The 20,657-nt window shown below is 72.2% G+C and carries 1 protein-coding gene and 1 pseudogene; both read left to right on the top strand.

Annotation, left to right across the window (positions count from 1 at the left end; translation table 11 throughout):
* Positions 1-573 precede the first annotated feature (573 nt).
* Positions 574-13,683: pseudogene (locus ABT112_RS01320) on the top strand (type I polyketide synthase); the annotation flags it as partial.
* A 62-nt stretch (positions 13,684-13,745) separates the two neighbouring features.
* Entirely contained in the window at positions 13,746-20,630 is a 6,885-nt protein-coding gene (locus ABT112_RS01315; RefSeq protein WP_351504232.1) for an SDR family NAD(P)-dependent oxidoreductase, read from the top strand.
* Positions 20,631-20,657 lie beyond the last annotated feature (27 nt).

Here is a 20,657-nt window from a genome sequence, read left to right as displayed (position 1 = left end):
TCCGCTCGTCGGCGCCCAGGGAGGACGCCGGGCCGGTGACGGCGTGAGCGGCAACGACCGGTGAGACTGACCAGCCACCGGTCGACACGGGGGTCAGCCGTCGGAGCAGGGGCGACGGCACATCAAGGGGGATACGCAGGATGCTCGGTCGGCACGGCGTCACAGAGCTGCCGTCCCACGGCCTCGGCAGCGACGGCCGGCACCACACACCGGAGCAGGCGGTTCGGCCCGGCCGCCGCCGTGTCACCGCTCCCCGCACGCCCGGCCCCGGAGCGGGCCGCAGCCACCCGCGCCCGCACCTGACCGCCCGGACGGCCGACGGTGCACCTGCAGGGGCCACCGGCCCTGCCGCCCCCGTGGACCGGGCCCCCGAGGCGGCCTCCGCCGCACGGCACTCCTCGCGACGCTCCCACGGGCACGCAGCCGCACGTCGCGAGCACCGCCCCACACGCCTGGGCTGAACGCCCCACCGGGCTCTGCGCCCGTTTCTGCGGATTCACGAACCATGAGAGGGAAACGACGTTGCGCGCGGAGCTGATCCAGTCACTGTCCGAACTGCTGCGTGCACACGCCGAGCAGCGCGGGAACAAGGTCGCCTTCGACGACGGGCGGCGCAGCGCGACCTACCGTGACCTCGAACGCCGGACCGCCCGGCTCGGCGGACACCTCGCCGGGCTGGGGCTGGAGCGCGGCGACCGCGTGGTGTTCCTCCTCAACAACAGCGTCGAGGTCGTCGAGACCTACCTCGCCGTCACCCGGGCCGCCTGCGTCGGGGTGCCCGTCAACCCCCGCTCCGCCGACGCCGAGGTCGCCCACGCCGTCGACGACAGCGGCGCCCGCGTCGTCGTGGCCGATTCCGCACACCTGGAACAGGTCACACGCATCCTGCGCGACGGCCGCGACGGGGTGACCCTCGTCCTCGTCCAGGACCCGGGTGCCGCGCACCCGGCCACGGGCCCGCACCACTCGTTCGAGACCATGGCCACCACCGACCCGGACACGCCCGCCCCCGACGACCTCGGTCTCGACGAGCCGGCGTGGATGCTCTACACCTCCGGCACCACCGGCCGGCCCAAGGGGGTCGTGTCCACCCAGCGCAGCTGCCTGTGGTCCGTCGCCGCCTGCTACGCCCCCGTCCTCGGACTCTCCGAGGACGACCGTGTGCTGTGGCCGCTCCCGCTGTTCCACAGCCTCGCCCACATTCTCTGCGTCATCGGCGTGACCGCGACCGGGGCCACCGCCCGGATCATGGGCGGGTACGCCGCCGAGGACGTGCTTGCCCTGATGCGCGACGAGCCGTTCACCATGATGGCCGGGGTCCCGACGATGTACCACGACCTGGTACTCGGCGCCCGCGGAACGCGCCTCGACGCATCCGGACTGCGGGTCTGCCTGGTCGCGGGGGCGGTGACCACCCCCTCCCTGAGCCGCGCCTTCGAGGACACCTTCGGCCTCCGGCTCCTCGACGGCTACGGCAGCACCGAGACCTGCGGCATGATCGCGATCAACCGGCCCGACGGCCCCGCGGTCAGCGGATCGTGCGGCCGGCCGGTCCCCGGCCTCGACGTCCGGATCGTCGATCCGGACACCGGCCGCGACGTCCCCACCGGCACGGAAGGCGAAGTCCGGGTCAGCGGCCCCAGCCTGATGACCGGCTACCACAACCAGCCCCGGGCCACCGAGGAGGCCCTGCGCGACGGCTGGTACCGCACCGGCGACCTGGCCCGGCAGGACGACCACGGCTACCTGACCATCAGCGGCCGCATCAAGGAACTCATCATCCGCGGCGGGGAGAACATCCACCCCGCGGAGATCGAGGACGCCCTCCGCGCGGCGCCCGGCATCGCGGACGCGGCCGTCGCCGGCCGGCCGCACGAGAGCCTCGGCGAAGTCCCCGTCGCCCATGTGATCCTGGACGACAGCGGCACCTACAGCGGCGACGAGGTCCTCCGCACCTGCCGGGAGCGGCTGGCCAACCACAAGCTGCCCGCGGCGCTGTACGCGGTCGACTCGATCCCGCGCACCGGCTCCGGCAAGATCATTCGGCATCTGCTCGCCGAACGCCCCGCCCGCCTGCTCACGGTGGGGGACACCGGGCACGAAGCGCTGTTCCGGGTTCACTGGGCCGAGGTGCCGACCGCTGGGTCCTCCCGGGTCACCCGGGACACCGACGGCCGTGACGTCGGGGGAGCCGGATGGGCCGAGACCGGTCCCCGGCACCTGCTGACGGGCGCCGCCGGCTACCCGGACCCGGACGCGCTGCGCGTCGCCGTCGACTCCGGCACGCCCGTGCCGGACGTCGTGGTCTGCCACCTCCCGCACGCGTCGGCCGACGGGGCTCCGGTTCCGCACACCACGGTTGACGGGGCTCCGGTTCCGCAGACTCCGGCCGACGGGGCTTCGGTTCCGCACGCCACGGTCGACGGGGCCTCGGTCCCGCACGCGCCGGCCGGCGGGACTCCGGTTCTGCACGCCATGGTCGACGGGACTCCGGTTCCGCACGCGTCGGCCGGGGCCCGCCCGGCCGACGGCGCCTCGGCCGACGCCGCCGCCCGGGCCGCGCTGGACACCGCGCACAGGTGGCTGTCGGACGACCGGTTCGCCACCTCCCGACTGGTCCTCGTCACCCGCTCGGCCGTTGCCGCCGTCCCCGGCGACCCCGCCCCCGACCTGGTCGGCGCAGCGGTGACCGGTGCCGTACGGTCGCTCCTGACCGCACACCCCGGCCGGCTGATCCTGCTCGACACCGACGACCACCAGGCCTCCCGAGCCGCCGTTCGCGCTGCCGTCGCGACCGGAGAACCGCAGCTCGCCCTGCGCGCGGGCCGGGCGTTCGCCCCGCGGCTGCGTCCCGCCCGCTCCACCACCCCCGATGTCCGCCCCTGGAACCCGCACGGCACCGTCCTGATCACCGGGGCCCTAGGCACCACCGGCCGACGGATGGCACGGCACCTCGTCCGGGCACACGGCGTGCGCCATCTGGTGCTGGCCGACCCGACCGCCGACCGCGCCCCGGACGCGGCCGTCCTCCGGGCCGAACTGACCCGCACTGGAGCCACCGTCACCCTGGTCACGTGCGACGTGAGCCGGCGCGCGGAGGTGGCACGGCTCCTGGGTGAGCTCCCGCCCGAACACCCCCTCACCGCGGTGGTGCACACCGCCGGCACCGCGGACGAGGACGCGGCGGCCGCCGAACCGTTCCGGCGCCCCGGTGACGTCCACAGCGAACGTGTCGACGGAACCTTCCGTACCAACGGAACTTCCCGTACTGACGGAATCTTCCGTACCGAGGGAACCTTCCGTACCGAGGGAGCCGCCGCTCGTATCGACGGGACCTGTCGTATCGACGGTGCCCTGCACCTCCACGAACTGACCGCGGGCCTCGCGCTCGACGCGTTCGTCCTCTTCTCCGACGCGCCCGGCACCCCGGGTCGCGGCGCCGCGGCGGGCTTCCTCGACGCCCTCGCCCAGCACCGCCGGGCACAGGGACTGCCCGCGACCTCCCTCGCCTGGGGCCCCTGGGCCGGCACCGGCTCCCCGGAGGCCGCACCGGGACACGGCACGCTCTCCGCCGACGAAGGGCCGGCCCTCTTCGACCTCTCCAGGACGCTGGACGACACCGTCCTCGTGCCGCTGAGGCTCGATCACGCCGCACTGCGACTGCGCACCGCCGACACTCCGTTGGCCGCCCTCTACCGGGACCTCCTGCCCACGAATGCCGAGGACGCCGACGGCGCGACGGTGCTGTCCGCACTGCGCGGCCGACTGGCCGCCCTGTCCGACGGGGAGCGCCGTCGCGCCCTCCACGAACTGCTGCGCACCCAGGTCGGTGCCGTGCACGGCAACCTCGCCGGGAAGGCCCTCCGCACCCACCGCAGCTTCCGGGAACTGGGCTTCACCTCCCTGACCGGGGTGGAACTGCGCAACCGCCTGGCCGCCGCCACCGGGCTGCGGCTGCCCGCGACGCTGGTCTTCGACCACCCCACCCCCGAGGCACTCGTCCGCCACCTCCACACCGAACTGCTGGAGACCGCCGAACGGCGGGACACCGCGGAAGCCCCGACGGCCGCCGGAACCGCCGACACGCCCGACCGGGACGACCCGGTCGTCATCGTCGGCATGGCCTGCCGTTTCCCCGGCGGCGTGAGCTCGCCGGACGACCTGTGGCAGCTCCTCGCGTCCGCCGGCGACGCCGTCTCCGGTTTCCCGGACGACCGTGGCTGGGACCTGGAACGGCTCTACCACCCGGACCCCGACCACTCCGGCACCAGCTATGCCCGTGAGGGCGGCTTTCTCCACGATGCCGCGGACTTCGACGCGGAGTTCTTCGGGATTTCGCCCCGTGAGGCGCTGGCGATGGATCCGCAGCAGCGGCTGCTGCTGGAGGCGTCCTGGGAGGCGCTGGAGCGGGCGGGCATCGACCCGACCTCGCTGCGCGGCTCCCGTACCGGGGTCTTCGCCGGCGTGATGTACCACGATTACGCGGCCCGACTGGACACGGTGCCCGAGGACATCGAGGGCTATCTCGAAACCGGCAACGCGGGCAGCGTCGCCACCGGACGCATCGCCTACACCCTGGGCCTGGAAGGCCCCGCGGTCACGGTCGACACGGCCTGCTCGTCGTCGCTGGTCGCCCTGCATCTGGCGGCGCAGTCGCTGCGGCAGGGTGAGTGTTCGATGGCGCTGGTGGGTGGTGCCACGGTGATGTCGACGCCGGGTGTGTTCGTGGAGTTCAGTCGTCAGCGTGGTCTGGCGGCGGACGGCCGGTGCAAGTCCTTCGCCGATGCGGCGGACGGTACGGGCTGGGCCGAGGGTGTGGGCATGCTGCTGGTGGAGCGGCTGTCCGATGCCCGGCGGAACGGTCATCCGGTGCTGGCGGTGCTGCGGGGCAGCGCGATCAATCAGGACGGTGCGTCGAACGGCCTGACGGCGCCGAACGGTCCGTCGCAGCAGCGCGTCATCCGGCAGGCACTGGCGAGCGCCGGGCTGTCCGCCGAGCAGGTGGATGCGGTGGAGGCGCACGGTACGGGGACGACGCTGGGTGACCCGATCGAGGCGCAGGCGCTGCTGGCGACCTACGGTCAGGGGCGTGTGGCGGAGCGGCCGTTGTGGCTGGGTTCGGTGAAGTCGAACCTGGGTCACACGCAGGCGGCCGCGGGTGTCGCGGGTGTCATCAAGATGGTGCAGGCCATGCGCCACGAGGTGCTCCCGCAGACGCTTCATGTCGACGAGCCCTCGCATCACATCAACTGGGCAGCGGGAGACGTCCGGTTGCTCACCGAGCCCGTTGCCTGGCCGCGGACCGGCGGCCCGCGCCGAGCCGCTGTGTCGGCCTTCGGCGTGAGCGGCACCAACGCCCACGTCATTCTGGAGGACCCGGCGGCCGACACCGCGGCGGGATTGATCTCCTCGACCGGTGCTCCGGCGACGGATGGTGAACGCACCGATGCGCCCCAGCGCGAGATCCCTGCGGTGGTTCCGTTGGTGTTCTCGGCGCGGGGTGGGGAGGCTGTGGAGGCTCAGGCGGGGCTGTTGGCTTCGTTGTTGGGGTCGGGGTCTGCTGTGTCGCCGGTGGATGTGGGTTATTCGCTGGTGTGTGGTCGTGCCGGGTTGGAGCATCGTGCGGTTGCTCTGGTTCCGGGTGGTGAACCGTTGTCTGCGGCGGCGGTGTTGGCCGGTGGTGCGGCTGATGCCGGTGCTGGTGTGGTGCGCGGTGTCGTGGGCGCTGGTAGTGCTGGTGTGGTGTGGGTTTTCCCGGGTCAGGGTTCGCAGTGGGCGGGGATGGCCGAGCAGTTGTGGCGCTCTTCATCTGTGTTCCGGGGGCGGTTGGAGGAGTGTGGTGCTGCGCTGGATCCGTTGACGGGTTGGTCGTTGGCGGATGTGGTGCGGGGTGTCGACGGTGGCCCGTTGTTGGATCGGGTGGATGTGGTCCAGCCGGTGTTGTGGGCGGTGATGGTCTCCCTTGCGGAGGTGTGGCGCTCGCATGGTGTGGAGCCTGCCGCTGTGGTGGGCCATTCCCAGGGTGAGATCGCCGCGGCCTGCGTCGCGGGGGCGTTGAGTCTGGAGGACGGCGCCCGCATCGTGGCCTTGCGCAGCCGCCTGATCGCGGAGATGGCGGGGGATGGCGGGATGCTGTCCGTCGCGCTCCCGGTGGATCAGGTCACCAAGGCCCTGGCGGACTCCGGCCCGGCGGTCTCGATTGCTGCGGTGAACGGTCCGGCGTCGGTGGTGGTCTCCGGTGAGCGTGCGGTGCTGGAGGCGTTGCAGGCGCAGTGGGAAGCCGAAGGCGCGCGGGCACGGATGGTCCCGGTCGACTACGCCTCGCACTCGGTGCAGGTAGAGCAGATCGAGGACCGCCTGCGCGAAGTACTGGCCTCCATCCGTCCGGAGACCGGACAGGTGCCGATCTATTCGGCGCTGACCGGTTGCGTGGTCGACGGTGTGGAGCTGGACGGCGGTTACTGGTACCGGAATCTGCGCGAGACGGTGAATTTCGCGGGGGCGACGGAGTGTCTGCTGGCTGATGGTTTTGATGCGTTCATCGAGGTCAGTGCGCATCCGGTGCTGCTGATGGGGGTGCAGGAGACCGCTGACGCCGTCGACCGTCAGGTGACCGCCGTGGGCACCCTGCGGCGCGGTGAGGGCGGCCCGGAGCGGCTGCTGACCTCCCTGGCCGAAGCCTGGTGCGCCGGCATCGACGTCGACTGGCGCACCGTGTTCGAGGGCACCGGCGCGCGCCGGGTCGACCTGCCCACCTACCCCTTCCAACGCCGCCGCTACTGGCTCGAAGCCCCTGCGTCCGCCCACCGTCACGCCGCAGCGGATAGCACCGGCGCTGTGGAGAACACCTTCTGGGAAGCGGTCGAACGCGAGGATCTCGCCACCCTGACGTCCACGCTGAAGGTGGCGGAAGGCGAGCCGTTCCGTACGGTGCTGCCCGCCCTGTCGTCCTGGCGGCGGCAGCACCGCGAGCTGTCCACGGTGGACCAGTGGCGCTACCGCGTCGACTGGCAGCCGTTCCCCGGAGCACAGGCGCGTGCCCTCTCCGGGACCTGGCTCGCCCTGCTGCCCCGCGACGGTTCCGGAGACCGCTGGGCGGACGCACTGGAAGCGCGCGGTTCGCACCTGATCCGCCTGCCGCTCGACACGGCACCCCTGCGCGAGGAACTGGCCGGGCGGCTCCACCAGGCCGTCGACACCGCCGGGCCGGTCGCGGGCGTGCTGTCGTTCGCCGCACTCACCGACGGCGCACACCCGGTGCACACGACCCTGCCGTCCGGCACAGCCGCCACCGTGGTGCTGACGCAGGCACTGGGCGATGCCGGGATCGACGCCCCGCTGTGGCTGGTGACCGCGGGCGCCGTCGTCACCGGCCGCGCCGGTGAACTCCCCGATGCCGCGCAGGCCCAGATCTGGGGGCTCGGCCGGGTCGTCGCACTGGAGCACCCGGACCGCTGGGGCGGTCTGATCGACCTCCCGCAGACGCGGGACCCCCTGAGCCTCGACAGGCTCCTCGACCGGCTGTGCGGAGTGCTCACCGAGAGCGGGGCCGAGGACCAGCTCGCCGTCCGTTCCTCCGGTGTGTACGTCCGTCGCCTCGTCCGTTCCCCGCTGGCCGGCACTCCGGCCGTACGGAACTGGCAGCCGAGCGGCACCGTCCTCGTCACCGGCGCCACGGGAGGGCTGGGGCCGCACATCGCGCGCTGGCTGGCCCACCGCGGCGCGGAGCACCTGGTGCTCACCAGCCGGCGCGGGACGGACGCCCCGGGAGCGGCCGAACTGGCCGACGAGCTGAGCGCGCTCGGGGCCAGGGTCACTCTCGTTGCCTGTGACGTCTCCGACCGCGACGCCGTCGCGGCCCTGGCCGAGCGGCTCGCGGAAGCCGGGGAACCGGTGCGGGCCGTGCTGCACGCGGCCGCGTACACCGAGCTGGCCGCACTGGCGGACACCGAACTCGCCGACTTCGCCGCCGTGGTCGACGCCAAGGCGCGGGGCGCCGAGCACCTCGACGCGCTGTTCGGCCCGGAGGTCGACGCGTTCGTCCTGTTCTCCTCGATCTCCGGCGTCTGGGGCAGCGGCAACCACGCCGCCTACGCCGCGGCCAACGCCCACCTGGACGCGCTCGCGGAGCGGCGCCGGGCCCGGGGTCTCGCAGCCACCTCGGTGGCGTGGGGCATCTGGGACAGCGGTGCCGACCGTGAGGAGGTGCTGCCCGAGCAACTGCGCCGCCAGGGGCTGCCCTTCATCGCACCCGAGCCGGCGTTCACCGCGCTCCAGCAGGTCCTCGACCACGACGAGACGTTCGTCGCGGTCGCCGACGTGGACTGGGACCGCTTCGTCCCCGCCTTCACCATGGCGCGGCCCCGTCCCCTCCTCGACACCGTGCCCGAGGCCCGGGCCGCCGTGGAGAGCGCCGACAGCGCCGCTCTCGCGCTCGCCTCCACGGGCGGCACCGGCGATCCGGGTGAGCCGGGGGAGAGGTCCGCTGTCGGCAGGCTCGCCGCACTGCCCGCGGACGAGCGGCGGACCGCGGTCCTCGAGCTCGTACGGACGCACGCCGCCGCGGTGCTCGGCCACACCTCGGGGGAGTCCGTCGCGGCGGACCGGGCCTTCCGGGACATCGGGTTCGACTCGCTCACCGCCGTCGAACTGCGCAACCGGCTCCAGACGGCGATCGGCGTCCGGCTCCCGGCCACCATGATCTTCGATCATCCGACTCCGCAGGCCCTCGTCCGCCATCTGACCGGGACACTCCTCGGCGGCACGACGGACCGGGACGGGACGACGGACTCCGCCTCCGCGCCGGCCGGCCCGACGGCCGCGGCCGCCCCGCACGACGACCCGATCGTCATCGTGGGCATGAGCTGCCGTTACCCGGGCGGTGTGCGGTCGCCGGAGGACCTGTGGCAGCTGCTCACCGCGGGCGGTGACGCGATCTCCGGGTTCCCCACCGATCGCGGCTGGGACCTGGACGGGCTGTTCGATCCGGACCCGGATCGTCCGGGTACGAGCTATGTCCGTGAGGGCGGCTTCCTGCACGACGCGGCGGAGTTCGATGCGGGGTTCTTCGGGATTTCGCCGCGTGAGGCGCTGGCGATGGATCCGCAGCAGCGGCTGCTGCTGGAGACCTCGTGGGAAGCGCTGGAGCGTGCGGGCATCGACCCGACGACCCTGCGCGGAACCCGCGGCGGGGTCTTCGTGGGCGCCGCCGCCCAGCCCTACGGCGGCGACCCGCGGCATGCCCCGGACGGTGCCGAGGCCCACCTGGTCACCGGGACCGCGGCGAGCGTCCTGTCCGGCCGCGTCTCCTACACGCTGGGCCTGGAGGGCCCCGCGGTCACCGTCGACACCGCCTGCTCGTCGTCACTGGTGGCTCTCCACTGGGCCGTGCAGGCCCTGCGGCGGGGGGAATGCTCGCTGGCGCTGGCCGGTGGCGTCGTGGTCATGCCGACACCCGGCCCGTTCGCGGGATTCAGCCGCCAGCGCGTCCTGGCGGCTGACGGCCGCTGCAAGGCCTTCTCAGGGGCGGCCGACGGCATGGGCCTCGCCGAGGGCGTGGGCATGCTGCTGGTGGAGCGGCTGTCGGACGCCCGCCGGAACGGCCACCCGGTGCTGGCGGTGGTGCGCGGTTCGGCGGTGAACCAGGACGGTGCGTCGAACGGCCTGACCGCGCCCAACGGCCCCTCCCAGCAGCGGGTCATCCGCCAGGCACTGACGGACGCCCACCTCGCGCCGGAGCAGGTGGACGCGGTGGAGGCGCACGGTACGGGCACAGCGCTGGGTGATCCCATCGAGGCACAGGCGCTGCTGGCCACCTACGGTCAGGAGCGCGCTGCCGAGAGCCCCCTGTGGCTCGGCTCGGTGAAGTCCAACATCGGTCACACCCAGTCGGCCGCGGGTGTCGCGGGTGTCATCAAGATGGTGCTGGCGATGCGGCACGGCGTCCTGCCGCGGACGCTGCACGTCGACGAGCCGTCACCGCATGTGGACTGGTCGGCAGGGGCTGTGGAACTGCTGACGGAGCCGGTCGACTGGCCGGAGGACGGCCGGCAGCCGCGCCGTGCCGGTGTGTCCTCCTTCGGTATCAGCGGCACCAACGCCCATGTGATCCTCGAAGACGCCCCGACGGACGAGCCGCAGGCCGAAACGGTCCGTGACCACGACGGGGAAGGGGCATCGCCCCTGGTGGTGCCGTGGGTGTTGTCCGCGCGGAGTGCGGAGGCGTTGCGGGCGCAGGCGGGCCGGCTGGTTGCGTTGTTGGAGGGCGAGCCGGGTCTGTCGGTTGCGGATGTGGGCTTTTCGTTGGTGACGTCGCGGGCTGCGTTGGAGCAGCGTGCGGCGGTGGTGGTGTCGGCCGGTCGTGAGGCGGGGCTTGCTGCGTTGACCGCTTTGGCGTCGGGTGGTGTGGCGCCGGGTGTGGTGGAGGGTGTTGCGGGGTCGGGGAAGTTGGCGGTGTTGTTCACCGGTCAGGGTTCCCAGCGTTTGTCGATGGGCCGTGAGCTGTATGAGCGTTTCCCGGTGTTTGCGGAGGCGTTTGATGCGGTCTGTGGTGAGTTGGACCGGCATCTGGAGCGTCCGTTGCGGGATGTGGTGTTCGGTGCTGATGCCGGGGTGTTGGACCGGACGGGCTTCACGCAGCCTGCGTTGTTTGCTCTTGAGGTGGCTCTGTTCCGTTTGGTGGAGTCGTGGGGTGTGCGGCCGGAGTATGTCGCCGGTCATTCGGTGGGCGAGCTGAGTGCCGCACACGTAGCCGGCGTGCTGTCCCTGGCCCATGCCGCCACTCTGGTGGCGGCGCGTGCGCGGTTGATGCAGGCGTTGCCGGAGGGTGGGGCGATGGTGGCCATCGCTTCGTCCGAGGCGGAGGTGCGGATGCTCCTCGAAGACACAGCCGGTGTGTCCGTCGCTGCGGTCAATGGTCCGCAGTCGGTGGTGATTTCCGGTGACGCGGATGCCGTGCTGGCGGTGGCCGAGCGTTTCTCCGTGGCTGGGGTGAAGACGTCGCGTCTGCGGGTGAGTCATGCGTTCCACTCGGCTCACATGGACGGGATGCTGGAGGAGTTCGCTTCGGTCGTCGGGAAGTTGTCGTTCGAGGCTCCGCGGATTCCGGTCGTCTCGAACCTCACAGGTGTCCTGGCCACGGCGGAAGAGCTCTGTTCGCCGGAGTACTGGGTGCGGCATGTCCGTGAGGCAGTCCGGTTCGCCGACGGCATTCAAGCCCTCCACGCCGAAGGTGTGTCGCGGTTCCTGGAGCTGGGGCCGGACGGTGTCCTCACCGCCATGACTCGCGGCTGCCTCCCTGACGACAGTGAGGCACTGGTCCTCCCGTCCCTTCGCCGTGACCGGTCGGAGGCGGAAACGCTCCTGAACGCGGTCTCCGGCCTGCACGTCCACGGTATGGAGATCGACTGGCGGGCGGTGTTCGCGGGCACGGGTGCCCGTCGCGTCGACCTGCCGACGTATGCCTTCGAGCGTGAGCGGTACTGGATCGTTCCGGAGCCGCAGTCCGCGAGCCGGAAGGGCGACGGGGCGGACTCGGCCTTCTGGGAAGCCGTCGAACGTGAAGACGTCCGCACCCTGGCGGCGGCGCTCGAGCTGTCCGATGAAGCGTCACTGCACCACGTGATCCCCGCACTCTCTTCGTGGCGGCGCAGGAACCAGAACTCGTCCCTGATCGACAACTGGCGGTACCGGATCGAGTGGAAGCCCCTCTCCACGGTCCGGCCGCCGACGCTCTCCGGCACCTGGATCGTCGTCGTACCGACGCACCGTCCCGGCGGCGACGGCCCGGCCTGGCTGTCGTTTCTGGAAGCGCGTGGCGCGCGGTTCGTGCGCGTCTCCCCCGATGCCACCGCAGATCGCCGAACCGTCGCCGACCTCCTCCGGAATGCCGTGGGATCGCAGGACATCACCGGTGTGCTGTCGCTGCTGCCTCTCGGGGAGGACGGCTGCTCGCTCCCCGATGCCCACACCTCCGGTGTTGTGGGGTCGGTGGTGTTGGTGCAGGCGTTGGGCGATGTGGGTGTGGTGGCTCCGTTGTGGGTGGTGACGGAGGGGGCGGTGTCGGTTGGTTCCGGGGATCGTTTGGTGAGTGCGGTGCAGGCTCAGGTGTGGGGTCTGGGTCGTGTGGTGGGGCTGGAGCATCCTGATCGTTGGGGTGGTCTGGTGGATGTGCCGTCGGTGGTTGATGGTGTTGTGGCGGACCGTTTGTGTGGTGTGTTGGCTGGTTGTGGTGGTGAGGACCAGTTGGCGGTTCGTGGGTCGGGTGTGTTTGCGCGGCGGTTGGTGCGGGCCGGGGTTTCTGCGGGTTCGGTGGGTTCGGGTTCGTGGGTGCCGTGTGGGACGGTGTTGGTGACCGGTGGTACGGGTGCGTTGGGTGCTCGTGTGGCGCGGTGGCTGGTGGGGGAGGGTGCGGAGCGTCTGGTTCTGGTGAGCCGGCGTGGTCTGGAGGCTCCCGGTGCGGTGGAGCTTCAGCAGGAGCTCACGGCACTCGGCGCGGAGGTGACTGTTGCTGCCTGCGACGTCGCCGACCGCGAGGCCCTGACCGACGTGGTGGACGCCATCGCACCGGAGCATCCGCTCGATGCGGTCGTCCACTGTGCGGGCACACTCGACGACGGTGTGGTGGAAGCCATGACCGCCGAGCGCCTCGACACCGTGCTACGACCGAAGGCGGATGCGGCGTGGAATCTGCATGAGGTGACGCGTGATCTGGATCTGTCGGCGTTTGTGATGTTCTCCTCCTTGGCCAGCACTGCGGGGAGTGCGGGTCAGGGGAACTACGCGGCTGCGAATGCGTTTTTGGATGCGTTGGCGGTGGTGCGGCGCCAGGAGGGTCTGCCTGCGACGTCGGTGGCGTGGGGTGCGTGGGCCGATGAGGGGATGGCTGCTGACGGGCGTGCCGTGGAGGAACGGTTGCGGCGCAGTGGTGTGGGTGCGATGGCGCCTGATCTGGCGTTGGCTGCCCTGCGGGTGGCGTTGCAGCAGGACGACACGGTGGTGACCGTGGCGGACCTGGACTGGGAACGGTTCGCCCCGTCCTTCACCGCTGCCCGCCCCAGCCCCCTCCTCGCCGAACTCCCCGACGCGCAGCAGGCCCTGAGCTCCACGGCAGACGCGCGGACCGGCGCATCGACCGAGTCGGACGGCACCGATCTGGCGGAGCGTCTCGCCGGACAGTCCACGAGCGGACGTCGGCGCATCCTCTTGGAGGTGGTCCGCACGCAGGTCGCCACGGTCCTCGGGCACGCCTCTCCCCAGTCGGTCGAACCCGATCGAGGCTTCCTCGACCTGGGCTTCGACTCCCTGACCGCGGTCGAACTCCGGAACGGACTGCGGCGTCTGACCGGCATCGCCCTGCCGGCCACACTGCTCTTCGACCACCCCACACCGAGCGCGCTCGTCGCGCATCTGTGTGACATGACGGCTCCGAGCGACAAGGCCGACGACCCCGGGGCCGGCCCGGTGTCAGCGGACTCCACGCTCATGGAGCTCAGCAGGGTCGAGGCCGCACTGGCGTCGATGGAGTCCGACCAGGACCGTAGAGAGGTTGTCACCAGGCTGAACGACATGCTGACGAAGTGGCGCGGCGCCGTTCCCGTACCGGACGGGGACGCAGACCGGATCGACGCGGCCACGGACGAGGAAATCTTCCAGCTCATCGACGAGGAGCTCGGAGAGTTCTGAGAACCGCCGTATTCGATCCGATCACGTTGACTGTCTCGCAATTCCAGCTGGGGTGATGTGCTGTGTCCACTGAGGTACCGAACGAAGAGAAGCTCCGCGAATACCTCAAGCGGGTCACGACCGACCTGCGCCGGACCCGGCGCCGTCTTGCGGAGCTGGAGGACGGCACCCATGAACCGGTCGCCATCGTCGGAATGAGCTGCCGCTTTCCCGGCGGGGTCACCTCACCGGAAGGGCTGTGGGACCTGCTCTCGGCCGGCCGGGACGGCATGACCGCTTTCCCGGCCGACCGTGGCTGGGCACTCGATCAGCTCTTCGACCCGGACCCCGACCACCCCGGTACCAGCTATGTGCGTGAGGGCGGCTTCCTGCACGACGCCCCGCAGTTCGACGCCGACTTCTTCGGGATATCCCCGCGCGAGGCCGCGGCCATGGACCCGCAGCAGCGGCTGCTCCTGGAGACCTCGTGGGAGGCGCTGGAGCGGGCCGGGATCGACCCGCTGGCGCTGCGCGGCAGCCGGACCGGTGTCTTCGCGGGCACCAACGGCCAGGACTACCCGCAGCTCCTGGCCGACGCGGAGGACGACACGGCGGGCTACCTGGGTACCGGGAACGCCGCCAGCGTGCTGTCCGGCCGGGTGTCGTACACCCTTGGCCTGGAGGGCCCGGCCGTCACGGTGGACACCGCGTGTTCCTCCTCCCTCGTGGCCCTGCACCTGGCAGCCGAAGCCCTGCGGCTCGGGGAGTGCTCCCTGGCCCTGGCGGGTGGCGTGACGGTGATGTCGACGCCGGGTGCGTTCCTGGAGTTCAGTCGCCAGCGGGGTCTGGCGGCGGACGGTCGGTGCAAGGCGTTCGCGGATGCGGCGGATGGCACGGGTTGGGCCGAGGGTGTGGGGATGCTGCTGGTGGAGCGGTTGTCGGATGCCCGGCGGAATGGTCATCCGGTGTTGGCGGTGGTGCGGGGTTCCGCGGTCAATCAGGATGGTGCGTCCAGTGGGTTGACGGCGCCGAACGGTCCGTCGCAGCAGCGGGTGATCCGGCAGGCGCTGGAGAGCGCGGGGCTGTCCGCCGAGCAGGTGGATGCGGTTGAGGCGCACGGCACCGGGACCGCACTCGGTGACCCGATCGAGGCGCAGGCGTTGCTGGCCACCTATGGTCAGGGGCGGCCGGTGGACCGTCCGTTGCGTCTCGGCTCGGTGAAGTCGAATCTGGGTCACACGCAGGCGGCCGCGGGTGTCGCGGGTGTCATCAAGATGGTGCAGGCCATGCGGCACGGTGTGCTCCCGCAGACCCTCCATGTCGACCAGCCGTCGTCGAAGGTCGACTGGTCGGCCGGTGCGGTCGAGCTGCTGACCGAGTCGGTGACCTGGCCGGAGACCGGTGAGCCCCGACGGGCAGGCGTGTCCTCGTTCGGCGTGAGCGGCACCAACGCCCACGTCATCATTGAAGGCGTTCCCACGTCTGCTGTCACCGAGGAGCCCCGAGAGGCCACCGCTACACCTGCGGTGGTTCCGTTGGTGTTCTCGGCGCGGGGTGGGGAGGCTGCGGAGGCTCAGGCGGGGCTGTTGGCTTCGTTGTTGGGGTCGGGGTCTGCTGTGTCGCCGGTGGATGTGGGTTATTCGCTGGTGTGTGGTCGTGCGGGGTTGGAGCATCGTGCGGTTGCTCTGGTTCCGGGTGGTGAACCGTTGTCTGCGGCAGCGGTGTTGGCCGGTGGTGTGGCTGGTGCCGGTGTGGTGCGGGGTGTGGCCGGTTCTGGTGCCGGTGCTGGTGTGGTGTGGGTTTTCCCGGGTCAGGGTTCGCAGTGGGCGGGGATGGCCGAGGGGCTGTGGGGCTCGTCGTCGGTGTTCCGGGGGCGGTTGGAGGAGTGTGGTGCTGCGCTGGATCCGTTGACGGGTTGGTCGTTGGCGGATGTGGTGCGGGGTGTCGACGGTGGCCTGTCGTTGGATCGGGTGGATGTGGTCCAGCCGGTGTTGTGGGCGGTGATGGTCTCCCTGGCGGAGGTGTGGCGCTCGCATGGTGTGGAGCCTGCCGCTGTGGTGGGTCATTCGCAGGGTGAGATCGCTGCCGCCTGTGTGACTGGGGCGTTGAGTCTGGAGGACGGCGCTCGCATCGTGGCCTTGCGCAGCCGTCTGATCGCCGAGATGGCGGGGGACGGCGGCATGCTGTCCGTCGCGCTCCCGGTCGATGAGGTCACCAAGGCGCTGGCGGACTCCGGTCCGGCGGTCTCGATTGCGGCGGTGAACGGTCCGGCGTCGGTGGTGGTCTCCGGTGAGCGTGCGGTGCTGGAGGCGTTGCAGGCTCAGTGGGAGGCCGAGGGCGCGCGGGCGCGGATGGTCCCGGTCGATTACGCCTCGCATTCGGTCCAGGTCGAGCAGATCGAGGACCGTCTGCGTGAAGTACTGGCGTCCATCTGTCCGGTGTCGGGGCAGGTGCCGTTCTATTCGGCGTTGACCGGTGGTGTGGTCGATGGTGCGGAGCTGGATGGTGGGTACTGGTACCGGAATCTGCGCGAGACGGTGAATTTCGCGGGGGCGACGGAGTGTCTGCTGGCTGATGGTTTTGATGCGTTCATCGAGGTCAGCGCACATCCGGTGCTGTTGATGGGGGTGCAGGAGACTGCTGACGCCGTCGACCGTCAGGTGACCGCTGTCGGCACTCTGCGGCGGGGTGAGGGTGGCCCGGAGCGGTTGCTGACCTCTCTGGCCGAGGCCTGGTGCGCCGGCATCGACGTCGACTGGCGCACGGTGTTCGAGGGCACGGGGGCGCGTCGCGTGGACCTGCCCACCTACCCCTTCCAACGCCGCCGCTACTGGCCCCGCCGCTCCACCACCTCGCTGCACGATGTCGGTTCGATCGGTATGCGCTCCGCGGACCACCCCCTGCTCGGTGCGGGAGTCCGGCTGGCCGACACGGGCGGCTACGTGTTCACCGGCAGGCTGTCGCTCCGGACCCAGCCGTGGATCGCGGACCACGCCGTGGCCGATGCCGTACTGCTCCCCGGCACCGCGCTGCTGGAGCTGGCGGCCCACGCCGGTGACCAGGTCGGCTGCCCGCACGTGGACGAACTCACCCTGGAGGCACCCCTCGTCCTGCCCCACGAGGGCGCCGTCGAGGTCCAGGTCGTGGTCGGCGGACCCGAGACGGACGGCACCGGCACCCCCGGCACCCCCCGCACCGGCACCGCCGAGGAATCGCGGGCGCTGCACCTCTACTCCCGGCCCGGCGACGCCTCGGCCGATCAGCCGTGGATCCGGCACGCGAGCGGCCTGCTGACCGTCGGCGGCGAGGACGAGCAGGCCGTCGCCGCCGCGGCGACCGGGGCCTGGCCGCCGGCCGGCGCGGAGCCGGTCGAACTCGACGGCTGCTACGACGACCTGCGCGAGCGGGGCTACGGCTACGGCCCCGCATTCCAGGGGCTGCGACGGGCCTGGCGCCGCGGGGACGAGGTCTTCGTCGAGGTCGCACTCCCCGACGGGGTCGGCGAGGCGGACCGGTACGGCATCCACCCCGCGCTCCTCGACGCCGCCCTGCACGCGATCGGCTTCAGCTCCGGTCTCGGCACCGGAACCGGTGAGGGCCGGGCCCGGCTGCCGTTCTCCTGGAGCGGGGTCTCCCTGTTCGCCACCGGCGCCTCGGCGCTGCGCGTCCGCCTCGCACCGGCCGGCGACGAAGGGGTCGCCCTGACGGTCTCCGACGACAGCGGCCGCCCGGTGGCCGCCGTCGGCGCGCTGACCCTGCGTCCCGTCGCCCTTGACCGGCTCACTCCCGCACACGCCCACCAGAACGCCCTGTTCCGCGTGGACTGGACCACTCTGCGGGCTTCCGGCACGGCATCGGATCCCACAAGCAGCACGCCCGGCACGGATCTCACGAACCGCGCGGGGGACACGAACCTCGGGAACACCCCCGCCGGAACGGCGTCCCGCACCCCCGAAACCGGAACGGTCCTCGGCAGCACCGGCTCTGAAGACCCGCTCCGGGACGGCCGCTACGCCGTCGTGGGCGAGCTCGCGGCGATGGCCGCCAAGGCCCTCCCCGGCATCGCGGTCCACGACGACATCGCGTCGCTGAGCCGTGCTGTCGACGCCGGAGCGAGCATGCCGGAGACCGTGGTCGTCTTCGCTCCGCGCCCCGACACCGCTCCGCTTCCCGAGGGTGCCGGCGGGGGCATGGGCGAGAGCGGCAGCGCCCTCGCCGAGGCCGTCCGGCAGTCCGCGCACCGGACCCTCGGGCTGGTGCAGGCATGGCTGGCGGACGACCGGTTCGCCGCCTCCCGGCTGGTCTTCGTCACCCGTGGCGCCGTCGCCACGGAACGCGGCGAGCACCTCACCGATCTGGTCACCGCCCCCGCGTGGGGCCTGATCCGGTCGGCGCAGTCCGAACACCCCGACCGGTTCGTCCTCCTCGACCTCGACGACCACGACAGCTCCTACCAGGCGCTGCCGGCCGCCCTCGCGCTCGCCGCCGACGAGCCGCAGCTCGCCCTCCGGCAGGGCGAGCTGCGGGCTCCCCGGCTGGCCCGTGCCACCGCGGGTGCCGAGGCACGGCTGTCGCCGCCCGCCGGCGCCGCCGCCTGGCGGCTGGACATCCCGGTCAAGGGCAGCCTGGACGGCCTCGCCCTGGTCGAACACGCCGCGGCGACCGCCCCGCTCGGGGAAGGAGAGATCCGGGTCGCCGTCCGCGCCGCCGGACTCAACTTCCGGGACGTCGTCCTGGCCCTCGGCGTCGTGCCGCGCGAGGAGACCATGGGCAGCGAGGGCGCCGGTGTGGTCCTCGACGTGGGCCCCGGCGTCACCGACCTGGCGCCCGGCGACCGGGTGATGGGCCTGTTCGTCGGCGGGTTCGGACCGGTCGCGGTCACCGACCGCAAGGTCGTCGCCCGCATCCCCGACGGCTGGTCGTACGTACAGGCGGCGTCGATTCCGGTGACCTTCCTGACCGCCTACTACGCCCTCACCGACCTCGCCGCCGTACGACCGGGTGAGGCCGTCCTCGTCCACGCCGCCGCCGGTGGCGTCGGCACGGCGGCCGTCCAGCTCGCGCGCCACCTCGGTGCCGAGGTCTTCGGCACCGCGAGCCCCGGGAAGTGGGCCGCCCTGCGCGACCTCGGGCTCGACGACGCGCACATCGCCTCCTCCCGTGACGATGCCTTCCACCAGCGGTTCCTGGCCGCCACCGGCGGCAGGGGCATGGACATCGTCCTCGACTCCCTGTCCGGGGAGCTCGTCGACGCCTCGCTGCGCCTGCTGCCGCGCGGCGGACGGTTCCTGGAGATGGGCAAGACCGACATCCGCGACCCCCAGGAGGTCGCCGCCCGCCACGCGGGCGTCCGCTACCGGGCCTTCGACCTCGGCGAGGCGGGCCAGGACCGGATCGGGCGGATGCTCGGCGAGATCCTGGAGCTGTTCGAGCGCGGTGTGCTCCACCCGCCGCGGGTCACCGCCTGGGACGTGCGGCGCGCCCCCGAGGCGTTCCGTCACCTCGGCCAGGCCCGCCACATCGGCAAGGTCGTGCTGACCCTGCCGTCCGCCCCGCACCCCGAGGGAACGGTTCTCCTCACCGGCGCCACCGGTACCCTGGGCACGCTCCTCGCCCGGCACCTGGTGACCCGGCACGGCGTCCGGAACCTGCTGCTGACGAGCCGGCGCGGCCCCGCGTCGCCCGGCGCCGACGCGCTGCTGGCCGAGCTCACCGCAGCCGGCGCCCGGGTCCGGCTGGTCGCCTGCGACACCGCCGACCGGACGGCGCTCGCCGAAGTCCTCGCCTCCGTGCCGGCCGAACACCCGCTGACCGGAGTCGTGCACGCCGCAGGCGTCCTCGACGACGGGGTCGTGGAGGCCCTGACCCCCGACCGGCTCGACACCGTCCTGCGTCCCAAGGCCGACGCCGCCGTCCACCTGCACGAGCTGACCCAGCACGCGGACCTGGCGTTCTTCGTCCTCTTCTCCTCCGCGGCAGCCACCTTCGGCAGCGCCGGCCAGGGCAACTACGCCGCGGCCAACGCCTTCCTCGACGGCCTGGCACAGCACCGGCGCGCCCGGGGACTGCCCGCCACCTCCCTCGCCTGGGGGCTGTGGGAGCAGGCCAGCGACATGACCGGCCACCTCGCCGACACCGACCTGACCCGGATCAAACGGCAGGGCGCCGCCCTCCTCACCTCCGAACAGGGCCTGGAGCTCTACGACCTGGCCACCGCGGCCGACACGCCCCTGCTGGTCCCCGTACCGCTCGACACCGGATCACTGCGCCGGGAGGACGGCGCCGTGCCCGCCCTCTTCCGGGCGGTCGCCGCCGGGCACCGCCGCCCGCGCCGCGCCGCGTCCGGGCCCGCGGCCACCGACGGAACCACCCTGGTGGAGCGGCTCTCCGCTCTCCCGGCGGCGGAACGCAACGAGGCGCTCCTCGACCTGATCCGCACCCAGGCGGGCGGGGTGCTCGGCCACTCCTCCCCGGAACTCATCGACACCGGACGGGCGTTCCGGGACCTCGGCTTCGACTCGCTCACCGCGGTCGAGTTCCGCAACCGGCTGGGGACGAGCACCGGCAGGCGCTGGCCGGTGACCCTGGTCTTCGACCACCCGACGCCCGCCGCCCTCGCCGGCCACCTGGCGGCGAAGCTGTTCCCCGGTGGCGTCACCGGGGACACCGAGGGTGCCACCGGGGACACCGAGTCCGCGCCCGGCGGCCCGGACCGGCCCTCGGCGCAGGCCCCGGACGGCACCGCCCTCCTCGCGGAACTGGACCGGCTGGAGGCGGCGTTCGCCACCGCCGAGCCCGATGAGGCGACCCGCACCGGCGTCGCCGAGCGCCTGCGGACCCTGCTGTCGAAGCTCATGGAGAACCCCGCCCCGGCCGGTGCCACCGGCCCGGACGACGACGCCCCCGGGAAGTCGGTCACCGCGGAGTCACTGTTCGCCTACATCGACCAGAAGTACGGCAAGCACTGACCGTCCCGCCCCACCGCCCCGCTCGAC

The organism is Streptomyces sp. NPDC002055 (assembly GCF_040296705.1).
In the GTDB taxonomy this organism is placed as follows: Bacteria; Actinomycetota; Actinomycetes; order Streptomycetales; family Streptomycetaceae; genus Streptomyces.
Note: the sequence above shows the minus strand (reverse complement) of the source record. Positions and strands in the feature narration are given on the sequence as shown.